This is a genomic window from Cellvibrio polysaccharolyticus (assembly GCF_015182315.1).
In the GTDB taxonomy this organism is placed as follows: domain Bacteria; phylum Pseudomonadota; class Gammaproteobacteria; order Pseudomonadales; family Cellvibrionaceae; genus Cellvibrio; species Cellvibrio polysaccharolyticus.
Genome location: NZ_PRDL01000001.1, coordinates 3,496,046 through 3,513,828, shown reverse-complemented (window position 1 = coordinate 3,513,828; position 17,783 = coordinate 3,496,046). Strand labels below are relative to the sequence as shown.

Here is a 17,783-nt window from a genome sequence, read left to right as displayed (position 1 = left end):
CTTCTGTTTTATTTTTTCAATGATTGGATGTAAGCGCGCCAGCCGCCCAGGGTGGTAATGTCTTTCGCGCCGGCAAGGGCGTCGCCCTCGCAAATAAAACCTTTTACTTCACGTCCATCACGCAAGGTCAGGGTGCCAATGCCCAGTGGAGCGGGAATCAGTGCAACAAAACTGCCGATGTGTTCAATGGGCACATCCCACAATTCCACAATCAGGCCTTCGGAAAATTCCGCTGCATCTGACACACGGCGCAAGCCGGGTTTTGGCGGCACTGTGTCGGGCAGGGCATAAAGGCGATAGTTGTTAGCGGTGTGCGTGGTTTCTACAAAACGGGCATGGCGTTCTTGCAGCTGAACATTCAGTGGCATACCGGTAAGGTGCGCACCGACCACCGCGAGGCGGAAAAATCCGGCGGGAATTTTTGAGTTTGCAGTCGCTGGCACGAAGGCTTTTTGTGTGGCGCCGAGTGGCAATTGCAGTTGTTGCAACCACTGCTGTCCAAAAGCGATCAGGGCGTCGTCTTGCCAGGCATCGGCGATCAGGGTGATACCGGCTGGCAGGCCATCAGCACGAAACGCACCGGGTAGTGAAAGCGCAGAGAGATCTGCCAGGTTAACAAAATTGGTCCACAGGCCGAGTTGGCTATTTACCCCTACCGGATCAGCAAGCACTGCTTCTGTGGTGGGCAAACGCGGTGCGGTGGGTACTACCAGAGCGTCCACACCGGTTATGATTTGCTGAATCTCGCGTGCCAGTTGGGCGCGACGGTATTCATCCTGCCAGGCATCAGTTGCGGTAAAGCCTTTGGCATTTTCAATAATGCTGCGCACCACCGGGTGTACATCATCGCGGTGATCGGCAAAAAAGTCTTTGGTAGCGGCATCACGCTCGGCAACAAAAGAGCGTTCGTACAACATGCGCGCCAGCGTTTGCATGGGGGTAAAGTCCAGCTCAACCAGCTCTGCACCCAGCTTGTGTAAATCATTCAGGTGTTGTTGCCACGCGGCTTCTGCCTGGCTATCGCCATACCATTCGGTAATGGAAGGAATGCCCAAACGCGGTGTTGCGGCAAAAGCAGTGGCCGGTTTTGCGGCGCGACTAAAGGCATCATTCACATCGAATTGTTGCAACACACCGGCGACGGTCGCGGCGTCATCCAGGGTGAGCGCAAATACCGAAACACAATCCAGGCTGCGGCAGGCGGGCACTACACCTTTGGTACTGAAACGACCTTTAGTCGGCTTCAAACCGATAATATTGTTAAAACCGGCGGGCACCCGGCCAGAACCGGCGGTGTCAGTACCCAAACTGAAAGGCACCAACCCGCGTGCAACCGTAACTGCCGAACCGGAGCTGGAACCACCGGAAATATAAGCCGGGTTAAAACTGTTAGGCACCGCGCCGTAGGGCGAGCGGGTGCCATTTAAGCCGGTTGCGAATTGGTCGAGATTGGTTTTTGCCAGTACAACCGCACCGGCACGACGCAACAAGGCCACGGCAGTGGCATCTTCATGCGGTGTGTAGGAAAACGCGGGGCAAGCCGCAGTGGTGGCAAAACCTGCGACATCAATATTGTCTTTAACCACAAACGGAACACCCGCCAGTGGCATTGTTTCGCCAGCGGCTGCGCGTCTTTCAATGTCAGTAATTTGTGTATTCAGTTGGTCGTCAGAAGCAATTGCAATCCAGCAAGGATCATGCGGATTCAATTGGTTGCGCAATGCGGTTAACGCCTCACGCGGTGTCAGTGTCTGGTTACGGTAGGCGCTCAGCCAATCGTTAATGGTCCATCCTGTTACATCGGTCATAGCATCTGCTCGTGAAAAAATACCGTCTTGTATTCAAGATGGTATTCAGCAGAAACCGTGCCAGCCGTGATTAATCGACAATGGAATGATTAAAGTAGTTGTATTTAAAGGGTTTTTTCATAATTCAGGAATGAAAAAAGCGCAGCCATCTTGTACTTTTTTTAATACAAGTTTTTATTGTGCGCGTTGAGTGTGCGAGCGAATGCCGCGAATGGATTTTTCTGGTGCAAGTTTTTTACATCGCGATAGGTTCGGTTAATGCGTTGCTGGCAGCAGGTGAGCGGCTTTTATAAGGCGCGATTACTCGATAGCTTAATTGAGATGATGTTGTTCAAGCCAGCTTGAGAGCAGTCCGGCGATGGTTTGATTATTCAAATCAGAAAAAGGGAAGTGGGTATTTCCATAAACGCCCTTTTCAGGCAAGTGCACCACACTGGCGTTACCGCCATGTCGGTTAATGGTGTCTGCCCAGAGTTGTGCCATTTTCAATCGTACCCGCCAATTGTCCTGCCCCGGGTTATCACTCACTTGCACGGGAATATTGTCGCCGTAATAAATGATAATGGGCATTTGGGTGAGTTTTTTAAACTGTTCCAGGGTTACCGGTGTGGCGGTTAGCGTACCTGTCAGGCTTGGCATTGCTTCCGGTAATTCATTCTCAGGAAAAACAAAACCACTGCCCGGCTCATAAGAAACAATAGCTTTAACATTGTCCGATTTTATTGCCGTCCACCAACCGGGGCCACCGCCCTGGGAATGGGTAACCAATATGGATTCCCCGGCACGCTTGACTACTTCTGCCATGGCATCACTGATCAGTTGTTCATCATAAGCACCGGTGTTGGGTGTCATTTGCCGAAAATATTGGTTCAAGGCTTGTGGCGTTTGTGGAAATTGCACACCTTCAAAGAAATCCGGGTAAGCCCCCAATCGGAACATATTGAACCAGGCTTGATCCTGGGTTGCGGGTGTTATTTCTGCTGAAACAGTAGATTGCCCGGCCTGACCCCGGCGGGGTTGATCAACAACATACACAGGAAAGCGGTGACGCAAAAAAATATCCTGAAACCCTTCTCTGCCATCCGGTGTGGTGCTCCATGTTTTTGCCGACTGGCCCGCACCATGCAAAAACACCAGTGGATGAGGGCGTGCATTGACGGGAATTTGATAAAAGACCGACGCATGATCACCGTGCAAGGTCTGCCCTGCCGGGTTAAATAACTGCTCGCCATTAAATTGCCCTTCACTTTGGATAACCTTGCCACCCGCCGCAAAATGACCTTGTTCTGCAAGCGTTAATACCGCCGATTGTTGCGGGTTAACTGTACAGGCTGAAATCAATGCAAGGAGACCCATCGGGATCAGAGTTTTTTTACTTTTTGAAATAAATGGCTGATTCATGATTACTTCCTTTGGCTTGAGACGGCTTCCCGTTATTTGAGTTGCTGCAACACATTTTGTGCGTTGCGCGACACCGCAGGATCAACGTCTTTCTCCAGGGTTGTTATTATTTTTTGCATTTGGGTTTTATCCACACCCAGGTTTCTGGTGATTCTCAGGTGAGACGTCAGTTGGGCATTAACATCGCCAAGCGCCGCCAGCGTACTGACAACAACCAGTTCACGCTCCAGATAAGCCAAATTATCGCGGCTAAATAAATAACCAAATAAATGCGCTTTTAATGCGTGATCTATAGTGGGCGAAAAATTATCAAATAGCGGCTGCGAACGTTCTGCCAGGGGCGTTTTATTCAGATAAGCGAGCGTTTCACTGCCTAACTGATAATAGTTGGTATTTTCTGGCAAGTTGGTCGGCATTGCTCCCGGTATGTCCTTGATGCCCTGTTTCTCACGTTCCTCCAGCAGGCTTTTAAAGGTAAGCATTCCGTTCAACGCACGGGGAAATCCCGCATAGGCATATTGATGGGCAAAGACTTCTTTGATTTCATTGACCGTTAAACCATTTTCCAAACCTTGAATCAATGCAGGTTTGAGCTGTTCAAGGTCGCCGGTGGCATTAAAAGCGGCAATGGGAATCAGACTTAATTGTTTCTGGCTTAACACCACCGGTGTGCTGGAATTTGCCTGTGCAGATACTTTGGCTTCAGTGGGTAACGCCACTTTTTCAAGCCATGTCACGCTTTGCCCATCAGTTGCCACGGGGGTAATGGCGATGTGCGACATTGAACTGTGTTCACTCGCCCCGTGCCAGTGTTTGACATTGGGCGGACACCAGATGGTATCGCCCTTGCGGATGGTTTGAGTGGCTTTACCCCATTCCTGTGTACGTCCTTCGCCTTCTGTGACAATGAGATATTGCCCATGTGGATGAGTATGCCAGTTGCTAATTGTGCCTCTTTCAAAATTTACAATGGCAGGGGCTACATCACCTTGGGATGGCATTACAGGGAAACGGGAAAAATTTGCCTGACCTGAAAAATGACTGGCCGGTGCTTGCGTTACTTCATGCTGACTTGCCGGGGTAAGCTGCTGTTGGGCCGGTGCTTCCGCCCATACCATGCCAGATACGGCACTCATCACCAGTAAAGTATTGATTCGATGCTTCAACATTTTTTACCATTCCTGTCTTGAAAGGAAGTAAAGCAATAGCTTGCGCAAACCCAATGCGTCATTTTGCAAGCCGGGAATATTTATTTCACATGCTGGTCATAAAATGTAGCCAGCTTATCCATGGCTTGCTTGACATATTCAGGTTTCCAATAGGTTTCGATATGGCTGGCGTTGGGAATTTTAAAGAGTTGCTTGTCTTTTGTTCCTGTGGCTTTGGCAAAGGCATCTTCTGTCATATAAAGGCTGTCTGCCTTGCTACCGGCAATCATCAATAAAGGTTGGTTAATCAATTCGATTTGATCTCTCGCATCCCAACGCATCAGATCAAGCAGGCTGCTCATCGTATATTTAAAAGTTGAATTTGGATGGGCATGCGTTCTCCAATAATACTCATAACCTTGACGATACATTTCAAACGGCAGTGCAGCAATTTGCTGATCGGTCATATTGGCATCGCCGGCATAGAGGCTCTCACCGCCTGCAGCTTCCTGAGCGCGGGCCTCGGTGGCTTGTTGTAAACGTGTTTGAATAGTATCGAGTTGGGAGTCCATAAAACCGTTACGACGAACCTGGCCTGAGTTAAACAGACTTAAGGTCGCAACGGCCTTAAACCGTTTATCGGTTTGCGCGGCTGACAATGAATAACCGCCTCCACCGCAAATTCCCAATAAACCCAAACGATCAACATCAACCGCTGCATATTGTGTAATAAAGTCAGCCATTCCGTGAATGTCTTCGATACGGTTAGCCGGTTTATCCACGTTGCGGGGCTGGCCGCCACTTGCCCCCTGGTAAGCAGCATCAGCGGTGATGGTGATGTAACCCTGCTGTGCCAGTTGCTGTGCATAAAGGCCAGCGACCTGTTCCTTTACGCCGCCATTGGGATGAGCCACCACGACTGCGGGATATTTTTTGTCGGGGTTAAAATTTGCGGGTGTGTAGATATTGGCGGCTATTTCAAGGCCATTCAATTGATAGGTGAGGCTACGAATATTGACCTGATCGGTACGGTTTTCGGTAATTGCGCCCTGGTAAACCAGACCGAATGGATTGGCAGGCTTGCCAGTATCTGCAAACGCTTTGCCGCAGCAAAACGTGATTGCGATAAATACCAGCAGTGGTGCCGCTACAGTTTTTAAAGCCGGGGCACTCGGGTATCGTTTCAGAAAAGTCGTTTTCATGCTGTATTCCTCACTTCGCTATGCCGACCGCGCGGACTAGCTGAACGCTCTGATAGTCAGGAGTATAGCTATTGCTGACTGACTTGATACTGACAGTTAGATAACAATTTTGTCAGTTATCTATTTTGTTGCTCTTACTTTCAGTGCCATTCGTAATTTCTGTAATTATTTTAATATTGTTAATTTGATTCAGGATAAAATCTGCCGGATAGTCTTTTTGCAGAATTAAGATTGTACGGTTGAATGACGGAATAAATGTTATTACTCTGTAATGGTTTTTTCCGGATAAAAAATAGAAATCTGTAATTGATAGATTTTAGTTGAGATAAATCGTGTTGGCTTGTTTTCAAGGTTTTACTCTGAAAATAAATTAAAAATAGATCTCCTGATATGCCACCTGTCTCTGTGCTTTTATCTCAGTGCTTTTTTATAAAAAGCAAATGCGAAATTTGACGTCTTGCTAACGAGTGTAAACAATTATGTCATCCTCATTATCTTCCCCGCTGAAACGTATTACTGCCCTGGATGCACTGCGCGGGTTTGCCTTGCTTGGTATCATTGTGATGCATATGCTGCAAAGCTTTGGTTATGGATTTGTCCCGGCTACCGGAACAATACTTCATTTTCCGGCATTGGATGCTGGAATGCAGTGGGTAGGCAGCAATATAGTGATGGGGCGCTTTGTCAATATTTTCGCTTTTTTGTTTGGTATGAGCTTATTCATACAAATTGATAAAGCTGCGAAAAAGGGGATCGACTTTCGAGGCCGCTTTGTATGGCGAATGGTTTTATTGATGCTATTCGGATTATTGTGCCATTCGTTTTATAACGTTGAAATTATCTCCGTTTATGCTCTTTTTGGCCTGCTGTTGTTAATGCTGTATCGGGTAAAAACAGGGGTATTGCTGGTTCTATTTGTTGTGCTAATGCTGGGGGCGCCGCGTGTTATTCAGGTTCACTTTCATAATCAACAGGTGGTGGCTGAGCTCGGTTTATCGGAGCAAGTAGTCAATACTGAACAACAGACCGGCATGGGCCAGCCCGAACATATCGCTAACCCTTCTTTTATCAACTCGGCGAAATATAACTATGCGGAACGTCTCGAAGGCAAGATTAATTATCAATTTGGCTTTATAGGAAGAGGCTATGTGACTTTTGCTTTGTTTATATTAGGGCTGTTAGTAGGCCGAAGCCGTTTTCTGGAAAGTGCTCAACTGCACAAGCCTCGATTATTACGGCTATTTACGGGCTTTACCGCTGTCACAATCGCCATTGGTATATTACAAATGTTGATGCCTGAGCAAGACACTCGTGTATTTTTCAGGGCGAATGGTGTGCATCTGTCTTGGGCCGTTGTTTTTTCCCAGACGCTCAATGACCTCAGTTTGGTAACCTGGTCAGGTGCGTTGGTGAGCGGGTTCCTCGCACTTTATTATTCTCAACGGTTTGGTCGCTACCTGGACGTATTATCTCCTTATGGTCGAGCCGCGTTGACCAACTATATTATGCAAGGTGTCATCGGTAGCATTTTGTTTGCTCCATGGGCATTTGGTTTTACCTTTGCGTCATGGGGGAATTTCGCTCTGGTCATTCTTGGGTTATTTATTTATGTGGTTCAAGGGGCGTTTAGTTATGTATGGCTTAAATATTATTTGTACGGCCCCCTGGAGTGGTTGTGGCGCTCAGGCACCTACCTGTCATTCCAGTCATTTGCCAAAAAGCAACAAAAATAAGGGAAGCTATTTGAGGGCGTTATCGGTAATAAACACAAATCCTCTGCCCATCAATTTCATTGACCTGAATATCCAACTCATAAATATCCCGTAGATTTTCTTCGGTAATCACGGTTTCCGGGCTGCCTTGCAAAGCGAGGTGGCCGTTTTTCATGGCGATGATTTGATCCGCGTAGCAGGAGGCAAAGTTGATGTCGTGCAGTACCAGTACCACGGTTTTGCCGAGTTCATCGGCAGCTCGGCGCAAGGTTTTCATCATGTCTACGGCATGGCGCATGTCGAGGTTGTTAAGCGGCTCGTCGAGTAAAACGTAGTCGGTGTCCTGGCAGAGCACCATGGCAACAAAGGCGCGCTGGCGCTGGCCACCGGATAATTCATCCAGAAAACGGTCGGCGAGGTTTTGCAGATTCAAATAGGCAATTGCTTGCTCAATAATGGGTTTGTCTTGCGTGGTGAGGCGGCCGCCGGAGTGCGGGAAACGGCCAAAGGCAACCAGGTCGCGCACGGTTAATCGCAGCGGCAGGTGATTGTCCTGGCGCAAAATGGCGAGACGTTTTGCCAGTTGTTTGCTGTCGGTAGTGACCACATCCAGGCTGTCTACGGTGATTTGCCCCTGGCTCATCGGCAACAGGCGGCTGATCATGGAAAGCAGCGTGGATTTTCCAGCGCCGTTAGGACCAATAATAGCGGTAACGCCTTTGGCGGGAATTTCCAGGCTCACATCATTAACTACCGTAGTATCACCGTAATGTTTGGATACTGACGAGACCTTGATCATACGCGCCCCTTGCGAGTTACCAGATAAATAAACAACAAGCCGCCGATAAATTCGATTGCCACGCTGAGCGGCGTAGTCAATTCAAAAACCCGTTCCAGCAGTGTTTGCCCGCCCACCAGAAACACCACGCCCAATAAAACAGCTGCCGGTAAGGTATAGCGGTGTTTGTCAGAGCCGGTTAGCGTGTAGGCAAGATTACTCACCAGCAAACCGAGAAAAAGTACCGGGCCAACCAGCGCGGTAGATACCGACACAAATACCGAAATTAATACCAGCGTCAGCATGAGCGTCCGTTTATAAGGCACACCCAGATTAACGGCGATATCGCGCCCCAGCGAGAGCACATCGTATTGATGCCGCAGGCGCCAGCCAATCATGCTGGTGAGGGCAACGGTAACAATGGAAATGACCAGCAGGCTGGTATTGACTTGATTGAAGCTGGCGAACAAGCGATCTTGCAAAATGACAAATTCGTTGGGGTCAATGATGCGGATCATAAACGCCGACAAGCTGCGGAACATCAGCCCGAACACAATGCCGGCCAGCAGAATTAAATGCAGGCTGCGAACACCGCCGGAAAACAAACTGTAAAATAACAGGCAGGCGAAGCCGGTCATCACCGCAACTTCAAGCACAAACATGCCGCTGGTGGCGATGTGCCCGGAAATATTTAACCCGAATACAAATAACGCCAGTGTTTCTATCAGTATATAGAGTGCATCAAATCCCATAATGCCCGGCGTAAGAATGCGATTGTGGCTGATGGTTTGAAACACTACTGCCGAAATGCCAATACAAAAAGCCACCAGTATCAAGGCGGCGATTTTGCCTGCGCGTAGCGGCAACGCAAAATCCCATTGGCCTTTTACGCCGAGCGTCATAAATAAAATGATGCAAATTACCGCTGTTACTGAAAGCAATAACAGCACGAATGATGGGCGAGTATGCAGTATATTTTTAAGCACGGTTGCGTCTGCCAAACAATATCGTCAGAAAAAGAATACTGCCAATCACACCAACGACTGTACCGATAGGAATTTCGTAAGGGTAATAAATAAGGCGACCGATGATATCGCACAGCAGTACAAAGGTTCCGCCCAGCAGCGCAACCCACGGGATGGACTGCCGCATATTATCGCCGAACAGCAAGCTGACAATGTTGGGCACAATCAAACCGAGAAAAGGAATATTGCCGGAGGTGATCACCACCGTGGCAGAGATGCCGGATACCACCAGCAGCCCGAACAATGTCAGCGCCCGGTGATTCAACCCCAGGTTGGTGGTAAAGGCTTCGCCCATGCCGGCAACGGTAAAACGATCCGCCGCAAAACAGGCCAGCAGCGCCAGTAATAAACCTATCCACAACAATTCATAGCGGCCTTGCAATACACCGGAAAAATCACCGATGGTCCACGCATGCAGTGATTGCACCAGATCAAAACGGTAAGCGACAAAGGTGGTACAGGCCAGCACCACACCGCCGAGTACCAGGCCAATAAGCGGTACCAGATACGGCGAACGCAGCGGCACCCGCGACAACAACGCCATAAATACCAGCGTGCCCATCATGGAAAATGCACCGGCCACCAGCATTTTAATAAACACCGGCGTATCGGGGGCAATCAGCGTGACCAGTAAAATACCCAGCGTGGCCGATTCAATGGTGCCTGCGGTAGAGGGTTCTACAAAGCGGTTGCGCACCAGCATTTGCATAATCAACCCGGCAACGGCCAATGTCATACCCGATAAAATCAGGGCGAGGGTGCGCGGCAGGCGGCTGATTACCAGCAGTTGCCACACGTCGGCATCGTCGTTATCGGCCCACAGGTGAGAAAAAGAAAAATCACCCACGCCGATGCTGATACTGATCAGCGATAGCGCCAGCAGAAAAATAGTGGGTAGTAACAGTAAGCGATACGAGCTGGTGAGCGGGTTGCTACCGGGGTGTATTAACATGGGCTTCATCATTAATGACCAACGGCGGTTTGCCCGTCATGTGCAAACCGCCGTGTGTATTCAACGGAATATCATCAATATCAATGGTGCTGGTGGGCGCTGACCGCATCAGACAATTGCTGAATGTTTTCCTGCATTGCCGTTAATCCGGCGCTGGCCAGCAGGTACCAGTTGAAAGAATCGAGATAAACCACCTGCTGCTTTTTCCACGCATTGGTTTTGCGCACCAGCGCGTTGTCGAGCAGCTTCGCGGCCGACTGACCTTCAGAACCGATAGCGACATCGCGGTCTACCACAAATATCCAGTCCGGGTTGGTTTTCAAAATAAACTCGAAAGAAATGGCCTGGCCGTGGTTGGATTCTTTCAAATCGGTAACCGCCGGTTTGAAACCGAACACATCGTGAATGATGCCAAAGCGTGAGCCGGGGCCGTAGGCACTCATCTTGCCGCCGGTGGTGAGCACAATCAGGCCGGTGCCTGCGCCGGAGGCTTTTTGTTTTAATGCTGCAATGGCATCGTGCATTTTTTTCAACTCGGCTTCTGCCGCTGCTTCTTTATCAAAAATTTTACCGAGCAAGCGCACGTTACTGTCCACGTTGCTAACCGGGTTTTCCTGATTGACGGTCAGGTCAATGGTTGGCGCCAGTTTGGCAAGGTCCGGTTGTTTGGGGCCGGAGCGTCCACCCACAATAACCAGTTCCGGTTTTAACTGGTTGACCACTTCGTAATTCGGTTCAAACAATGAGCCGACGCGGGTGTAGCTGGCTTCCTGGAAATGGCTCAGGTGTTTCGGGTAGGGCGTTTCCGGTACGCCGATGACGACATCGGCAATGTTGAGTGTGCGCAACGTGTCGAGTGTTGCCAGATCAAACACCACGACTTTTGCGGGTTTTATCGGTACTTGTGCCGTGCCCTGTGCGTGTTGCACGCTAATGGTTTCTGCATGGCTGGCAAAAGACAGTGTGCTCAGGGAGAGCAGTACCAATAAGGATTGGCGAAAGCGGGGCAATGTGGAGCGAAACGATCGAGCAGTCTGGTTCATAAAAAATCCTCGGTTTCGAAAGGCGAACAGATACAATTTTTTAATAACATTCCCTGTCCGTTTGTCATCGGGATATTTTTTCCAAAAACGCATAAATACTTCCCTGTAGCTCAGACGAGTCGGCGGCAATTGCTCCTGCATTGCTCTAACTTCCGCCATCCATGGCGGTCGTCTATGACTCGGCGGTTTTGGAAAAAATATCCCGACGCCAAACTCGCTTTGTGCCGCTGTGGCAGTAACGGTTATCAGAATGTGTAGGTCGCACCCAGCCAGTAACGACGGCCATCTTCTATATAACCGTACTCATCAATATCCAATTCCTTGTCGAGCAGGTTGTAAATACCCGCAGAGAAAGACAGGCTCTTGTCAAAATGCCAGGTCGCTCCGGTATCCACAAAGGTATAAGACGGTGCACGCGTAGTACTGGCAGACGCGGCGGTGATCGGCTGGCTTTCCTTGCCGCGATAATTCACGCGCGCCCAGGCACTGAGTGCGTCACTCGGTTTCCAATCCAGCGTGGCGTGCAGCAAATGTTCGGGCAGCTGGTTTAACGGCTGGCCCTGGTTGGGGCCACTTTTTTGTTCAGAGTCGGTGTAGGTGTAATTACCTTTTAATGACAAGGTTGCAGTCAGCGGCAATTTGATAGTGGCTTCAACACCCTGAGTAATGGCCTTATCGACGTTGACATAAGTAGTGGGGTTTGAGCCGAATTGGTTGGGGCCTTCGGTACACTGTGTTTCCGGACAAGCAACGCGGGTAATTTTATCGTCGAAGTCGTTGTAGAAAACGGTGAAGCTGGCATTCAAACCGCCTTCACTACCGTAGTGAATACCGATTTCATTGCTGATTGATTTTTCAGCTTCCAGATTCGGATTGCCATACATATTACCGCCGCGACTTACCTGCCCCCAGCCGGGAACCGTCTGGCGTAAATCGGGTGCGCGGAAGCCGGTGGATACACCGCCTTTTAATGTCCATGCCTCAGCCACATGCCAGACACCGTAAATACGCGGGCTGAAATGGTCACCGTAATTTTCATCCTTGTCGTAACGCAGGCCGCCGGTCAAAGCGAAGCTATCCAGCAATTGCCATTCGTCTTCGGCAAAAACCGACCATTGGTAACGATCAATATCGGTGATGCCGGTAGCCAGCTGGTTGCCGGTTTGGTCGCTAAGGTCCTGGTAGTTATAGGCAACACCGGTGGTGACTGTGTGCACGTCGGCGTACACGGTAGTGAAATTGCTTTGTGCATCGGTGTTGCGAATTTTCATTTGCCGCGCAAGGTTGTCGAACTCTTCGTATTTAATGTAAGAGTCGGAAATGCTTTCTGTGAAGCGGCCGGTGTGCGACAACTGCCATTTGGTGTTCTGGTAGTCGGTAAAAGAAGACGCCGGGCAGCCATTGCGTCCGCAGGCTTCGCCAGCGGCCAGCGGCGCTACGGTTTTGCCCAGGGTACTGTAAACCCGCTGACGGGATGTACCGGCTTCGAATTCAATATCGTGGTTTTCGTTGGGGGTATAAGCGAGTTTGGCGGTGACGTTATTGCTTTTGCGTTCGCGATAACCGCTGAAAATTTCATCTTCTTCACGCTCGCTGTACTGGCCATAAATTTGTACCCCGAGTGTGTCGGTTTTAATCGGGCCACCGAGGTAAAAATTGCCCTGATAAATATTGCCGGATTCGCTGCGCTCTTGCAGCGTGGAGTCGAGGCGTACTTCACCGCCCCAATCTTTCGGCACCTTACGGGTGATGATATTGATTACGCCACCAATGGCATCCGAACCATACAGGGACGACATGGGGCCGCGCACAATTTCAATACGCTCAATAGCCGCAATGGGTGGTGTCCAGCCGCCTTCTACACCGCCGCTGTCACTGTTGGTGCGGGTCTCACGTGAAGATTGGCGCTTGCCGTCGACCAGCATCAGGGTGTACTGGCTGCCCATGCCACGCAGGCTGATGTCCTGGGAATCGCCACCGCCGGTAACGATCACCCCGGGTGCATCCTGCAGTGCATCAATCACGTTGCGGTAGAACTTGTTGTCGAGATCTTCTTTACCAATCACGCTGATGGAGGCCGGTGCATCTTTGATTTCCTGCTCGAAACCGGAAGCTGTCACCACTACCGTTTTCAGTGCATCGGCAGGCTGGCCGGTTTGTGCCAAGGCGTTACCGGCAGTGAGGCCGGCGATCAGTAACGCGAGGGGTTTAATCAGGGTGGCGGGGGAGATGGTCATCATGAGCGGTATCCTGTACGTCAAAACCTATCGTTCGTTAGTTAAGGCGGGTTCAAAAAAAAGCACTGTCAGGCAGCGGGTGAGTTCCGTCTTTCTGCAGGCTTTTCAGAGGATGGCGGTGCCGGGTATAGGCCGCTTCATCGCAATTGGCGGCAGAGGTTAAAGCGATTCAAGTGCAAATGCAACAGATTATCACTCGTTATTGGGCGTGAGTCTGGCTCGAAAAAATCCCCATAAAGGAAAAATTATCGGCTTTTCAATGAGATAGTAAATGAAACAAGAGGCGACACGGGGGCGGAAAAATTCAGGATTTGCTGTCCTGCTGCGGGTGGTTGCAGGTCTTCAAGGCGAGGTCAAACACCTTCCAGAGCGAGGCGCAGCGGCGCTCGAATTTTAACGCGCCGCCGTACAGTAACTCGGCCTGAATGCTGTCGAGAATGCCAAGGTAGGCAGAGGCGAGCGCGTCAGCGTTTAAACCGTGCTCGGGGTTGAGCAGTGATGAACCGGCAAAAGCCTGGCGAATAATAGTTTCCATTTCTGCCATATAGACGTGTAAGGCTTCAATGATAATGTCATAGAGTTCTGCTGGCGGCAGAAAAAAAGTGCGCAGCCAAAAGCGCATTTGCGGTGAGGTTTCGTAGCGTACGCGAATGTCTTCCATGTAGTGCTGCAAGGACGCGCGCAGGTCATCACCACTGGTCAATTTCTCGCGGGCATAGTCCAGTTGCTGGGCAATAGCTGGCGCTACCAGGCTCAGGAACAAGGCGTCTTTGCTTTTGAAGTGCGCGTAAATGGACGGCTTTTTAATACCGGCATCGGCGGCAATTTCAGCCAGCGAGGTTGCGTCAAAACCCTGTTTTTCAAAACGCAGCAGCGCGGCATGTTGCAGGCGCAAGGCTGCCGGAGTTTCCGGCTGAGCCACTGTCAGCTGCGACAGGTGAGAAAGCATGTGAATAACCCGTAAGAAAAAAATCAATTATGGAATAATAAGGCCAACTACTCTAACCGCCTAACCCTGCCAGAGGCAAATGCCCACCGACAAACAGGCCGGTTTTCGGCATCGGTCAGGTATTTTCCTCGGGCTCTATTTTTTGTGGATGTATTGATATGTCGTTGACTCTTGAACAGATTGCCAGCTTGCAACCCTTTGCTGAAGAACTCGCCGAAGCGGCGGCGGCGGCGATAAAACCTTATTTCCGTTCGAAGTTGGCGGTAGAAGATAAGGGCGGGCGTTTATTTGATCCGGTAACTGTGGCTGACAAGGCGGCCGAGCAGGCGATGCGGACGTTGATTATTTCGCGTTACCCGGAGCACGGTATTGTGGGTGAAGAAGATGCCGCCCGCCAGGGCACCAGCAACCTGACCTGGGTGTTGGACCCGATTGATGGCACCCGCGCGTTTATTACCGGCTTGCCGTTGTGGGGTACGTTGATTGCGTTGAATGATGGCGAGCAGCCGGTGATCGGGGTGATGAACCAGCCGTTTACCGGCGAGCGTTTTCTCGGTACGCCAGCCGGAGCCTGGTGTAATGGCCAGCCGTTAAAAACCCGCGCTTGTTCGGATATCGGCAGTGCCCGGGTGATGTGTACAACGCCGGATATGTTTGATAACGAGCGCCAGCGAGAGGGCTTTTTTGCGGTGGCGGCGGATGCCCAGTTGGTGCGTTTTGGCGGTGATTGTTATGCCTATTGCATGTTGGCGATGGGGTTGGTGGATGCGGTTATTGAGTCGGGTTTGAAGACCTATGATGTGCAGGCGTTGATTCCGATTATTAAAGGTGCCGGTGGGGTGATTACCGCGTGGGATGGTAGCGATCCACAGCAGGGCGGTACGGTGCTGGCGTGTGGCGATGCGGTTTTGCACGAGCAATTGCAGAAGCGATTGGCTGAGTTTATTTAACTGCACATTTGACACAGCGGACAGCCCCTTGTGCATTGCGGTGCCATGTCCGTCCGTTTGTCATTACTACCTGTGTTCCAAAAGCGCATGAACACATCCATGTGGCACCGACGAGTCATCCCTGACTCGACGGTTTTGAAACACAGGTAGCAATGACAAACTCGCATCGTGCCGTTCGTTAGTTGAGCGGCTGTCGAGCAGCATTTTTCATTTCACAAATGCCGACTTAACGCCAACAAGCCAATCGCCACCAACGCCGCACCAATAGCAATCCAATGCTGTTTGCCCAGTTTTTCCTTGAAAATTGCGACCCCCGCTAACGTGCCCAGCACCACAACCAGAATATTCATCATCGCAAACACAATCGCCGGTTGGCTGGCGAGGCTTTGGTGTGCCAGTACATAGAAGGCGATATTGGCAAAATTCAGTGATCCCATCACCAGCCCGACCGCAATGTGTTTAACCGTGAGCTTTTGGCTGCCTTGAAAATGGCGCACCAGTTGCCAGGCCATCATGCCGGTAAAGGCGATAGAAAATGTGATCAGCAGTGAGAGGCTGAAGGGCACGCCAGCGGCGGCGATATTTTTTAGCAGTACGTCCACCAGTGCATAACCCATCCACACCAGCAGTAACCAGGGCCAGACGCGCTGGCCGCTGCCATTGTTATTGGTTGCCCGACCGGTAATCAGCCCGAGAATGGCTAATAACCCGACCGCGAGGCCGGCCATTTTCAAGGGCGTAATCGTTTCACCAAACCAGATGAATGCGGCCGAGAGCGAGAGCAGCAATGACAGGCGTTGCGCGACTTCGGTTTTTACCAGACCGGCGACGTGCAGCGAACGGGATAGCGCCAGAAAAATGCCCGGCAGCACTACCGATAACGCCAGCAGCGAGAACCAGGGCAAGGTGTGGTCAGTCGCCCATTCGGTTGCCGGTCGGAAAATAACCGCACACAGTGTCAGGGCCGCGAGGTAGTTCCAGGTGATCAGTTGGGCGGCGTCCATGCCACGGTGGCGCGCCTGTTTGAGCAGTATGGCCACACTCACGCTGGCAATGGCGCTGATAAGGATGTAAAGCATGAGAAGTCCTGGAAGAAAGTCTTGGAAGAAAGTCCTGTAAAAAGTTGGGCCGGGTTCGGGTACACCGCCGGGTGCAAATGATACCATCGGAGCAACTTAACGAATGATGGATGCTTTGTTTATGTCGATGCAGTGGAATCAGCTGTTGTGTGCCGAGCGGCTTGGCGGCAGGGCGGTAAAAGAAGAAGAGGGGCGTTCGCCGTTTTTGTCGGATCACGACAAGATAATTTTTTCCGGTGCCTTTCGGCGCCTGGCCCGTAAAACCCAGGTGCACCCGCTCGCCTCCAATGATCATATTCACAACCGTATGACCCACAGCCTGGAAGTGGCGTGTGTGGGGCGAACATTGGGAATTCGCGTCGGGGCGGCGTTGAAAAAAGCCGGTGATTTGCCAGAGGCCATTTTGCCCACAGATATTGGCGATATTGTGCAGGCATCTTGCCTTGCCCATGACATTGGCAACCCGCCTTTTGGTCATACCGGTGAAGAGGCCATTCGCAACTGGTTTCAAAAAGAGGGCGCGGAGTATCTTGAAAAATTAACGCCCGAACAACAAATGGACGTGTTGTTTTTTGAAGGCAATGCGCAAGGGCTGCGGGTGCTTACCTCGTCGGAATACCATCAGCATCAGGAAGGTATGCGTCTTACCTACGCCACATTGGCGGCTTCCATAAAATATCCCTGGTGTGCCGCGCCGACGCAACGCGGCGAACGCCCCAAGCGTAACAAGTACGGCATTTTTCAGTCAGAACTCGATTATTTTCACGAAGTCGCGGGTAAAACCGGTTTGATTGCACGCGGAGAAAACTGGTATTGCCGACATCCGTTGGTGTATTTGATGGAAGCCGCCGATGACTTTTGTTACGGCATTATTGACCTGGAAGATGGTCTGGAAATGGGCATTCTGCAGTGGGGCGAAATTTATGAAATTTTGCGCCCGGTCATTGCCGATAAAAACCAGCAGCACGAACTGGAACGCGCTTTATCCCGCGTTAACGACAGCCGCAAACCGGCGTTATTGCGCGGTACTATTATTGACGCGTTTATCTCGGCGGGTACCCGTGCGTTTATTAATCATCAACAGGATTTTCTTACCGGAAAGGTGGAGCACGATTTGATCTCGCTGTGTGATGAGCGGGTAATGAACGCCGTGCAAGCTGCCAAAGATCTCGCCAAACAAAAAATATTCAACCATCCCAAACGTATTGAGCTGGAAATTGGTGCTTACGCCACTATTGCCACCTTGTTGAACGCGATGTGTGCGGCGGTTTACGCATCGCTCGGTGATGAGCAGCAAGTTACCTATAAAGACAGCCGTATTTTATCGTTACTGGGCGAAAGCCATTTTCATCCGCAAGTGCAGGCGCGCGAGGGTGATCATTATTATCTCGCACTGATGGCGGTGATTGATTACATCAGCGGTATGACCGATAACTATGCCACCAACCTTGCCAAGCAGTTTAATGGCATGGGCGAAGTGCGCTATTGATTCAGGAGTT

Annotated in this window: 14 protein-coding genes; 3 read left to right on the top strand and 11 right to left on the bottom strand. The window is 50.6% G+C overall.

The annotated features are described in order from the left end of the window. Positions 1-8 precede the first annotated feature (8 nt). The 4 genes from atzF to C4F51_RS14835 form a co-directional block, all read right to left on the bottom strand. On the bottom strand, positions 9-1,808 hold the full coding sequence (gene atzF / locus C4F51_RS14850) for an allophanate hydrolase (protein WP_193911109.1): 1,800 nt from the start codon (positions 1,806-1,808) through the stop codon (positions 9-11). A 312-nt stretch (positions 1,809-2,120) separates the two neighbouring features. Continuing rightward, positions 2,121-3,209 (bottom strand): alpha/beta hydrolase, encoded by a 1,089-nt coding sequence (locus C4F51_RS14845; RefSeq protein ID WP_193911108.1) that lies wholly within the window; start codon positions 3,207-3,209, stop codon positions 2,121-2,123. A gap of 32 nt (positions 3,210-3,241) precedes the next feature. Then, the gene (locus C4F51_RS14840) at positions 3,242-4,378 is read right to left on the bottom strand and encodes a cupin domain-containing carboxymuconolactone decarboxylase family protein (protein WP_202987698.1); all 1,137 of its coding nucleotides are present in this window, start codon (positions 4,376-4,378) and stop codon (positions 3,242-3,244) included. A gap of 80 nt (positions 4,379-4,458) precedes the next feature. Next, complete coding sequence (locus C4F51_RS14835; RefSeq protein ID WP_193911106.1) at positions 4,459-5,559, bottom strand: alpha/beta hydrolase; 1,101 nt, start codon at positions 5,557-5,559, stop codon at positions 4,459-4,461. A gap of 479 nt (positions 5,560-6,038) precedes the next feature. Between C4F51_RS14835 and C4F51_RS14830 the strand changes: the two genes are divergently transcribed. Beyond that, a complete protein-coding gene (locus C4F51_RS14830) occupies positions 6,039-7,292 on the top strand; it encodes a DUF418 domain-containing protein (protein WP_193911104.1) in 1,254 nt (417 codons plus the stop codon). A gap of 19 nt (positions 7,293-7,311) precedes the next feature. Here the strand turns inward: C4F51_RS14830 and C4F51_RS14825 are convergent, their stop codons facing one another. The 6 genes from C4F51_RS14825 to C4F51_RS14800 all read right to left on the bottom strand — a co-directional run bounded on the left by C4F51_RS14825 (position 7,312) and on the right by C4F51_RS14800 (position 14,255). After that, positions 7,312-8,070 carry an iron ABC transporter ATP-binding protein gene (locus C4F51_RS14825; RefSeq protein WP_193911101.1) on the bottom strand — a complete coding sequence of 253 codons (759 nt, stop codon included), beginning with the start codon at positions 8,068-8,070 and terminating at the stop codon, positions 7,312-7,314. Continuing rightward, positions 8,067-9,035 carry an iron chelate uptake ABC transporter family permease subunit gene (locus C4F51_RS14820; RefSeq protein ID WP_202987697.1) on the bottom strand — a complete coding sequence of 323 codons (969 nt, stop codon included), beginning with the start codon at positions 9,033-9,035 and terminating at the stop codon, positions 8,067-8,069. Before C4F51_RS14820 ends, C4F51_RS14825 begins: the two co-directional genes overlap by 4 nt. Further along, positions 9,028-10,026: an ABC transporter permease gene (locus C4F51_RS14815; RefSeq protein WP_193911099.1), complete on the bottom strand. Its 999-nt coding sequence runs from the start codon at positions 10,024-10,026 to the stop codon at positions 9,028-9,030. Before C4F51_RS14815 ends, C4F51_RS14820 begins: the two co-directional genes overlap by 8 nt. 80 nt (positions 10,027-10,106) lie before the next feature. After that, positions 10,107-11,069 (bottom strand): siderophore ABC transporter substrate-binding protein, encoded by a 963-nt coding sequence (locus tag C4F51_RS14810; RefSeq protein WP_193911097.1) that lies wholly within the window; start codon positions 11,067-11,069, stop codon positions 10,107-10,109. A gap of 245 nt (positions 11,070-11,314) precedes the next feature. After that, on the bottom strand, positions 11,315-13,309 hold the full coding sequence (locus C4F51_RS14805; RefSeq protein WP_193911095.1) for a ligand-gated channel protein: 1,995 nt from the start codon (positions 13,307-13,309) through the stop codon (positions 11,315-11,317). Between the two features lie 301 nt (positions 13,310-13,610). Continuing rightward, positions 13,611-14,255, bottom strand: coding sequence for a TetR/AcrR family transcriptional regulator (locus C4F51_RS14800; protein WP_193911093.1), 645 nt, complete (start codon positions 14,253-14,255; stop codon positions 13,611-13,613). 158 nt (positions 14,256-14,413) lie between these two features. On the opposite strand from C4F51_RS14800, the gene hisN reads away from it, so the two are divergent. Continuing rightward, the gene (hisN, locus tag C4F51_RS14795) at positions 14,414-15,205 is read left to right on the top strand and encodes a histidinol-phosphatase (protein ID WP_193911091.1); all 792 of its coding nucleotides are present in this window, start codon (positions 14,414-14,416) and stop codon (positions 15,203-15,205) included. A 212-nt stretch (positions 15,206-15,417) separates the two neighbouring features. Here hisN and C4F51_RS14790 read toward each other — a convergent pair whose 3' ends face one another. Beyond that, entirely contained in the window at positions 15,418-16,284 is an 867-nt protein-coding gene (locus C4F51_RS14790; RefSeq protein WP_193911088.1) for a DMT family transporter, read from the bottom strand. A 103-nt stretch (positions 16,285-16,387) separates the two neighbouring features. Here C4F51_RS14790 and C4F51_RS14785 point away from each other — a divergent pair, with 103 nt between their 5' ends. Then, positions 16,388-17,773: a deoxyguanosinetriphosphate triphosphohydrolase gene (locus C4F51_RS14785; RefSeq protein ID WP_235992346.1), complete on the top strand. Its 1,386-nt coding sequence runs from the start codon at positions 16,388-16,390 to the stop codon at positions 17,771-17,773. Positions 17,774-17,783: the final 10 nt, after the last annotated feature.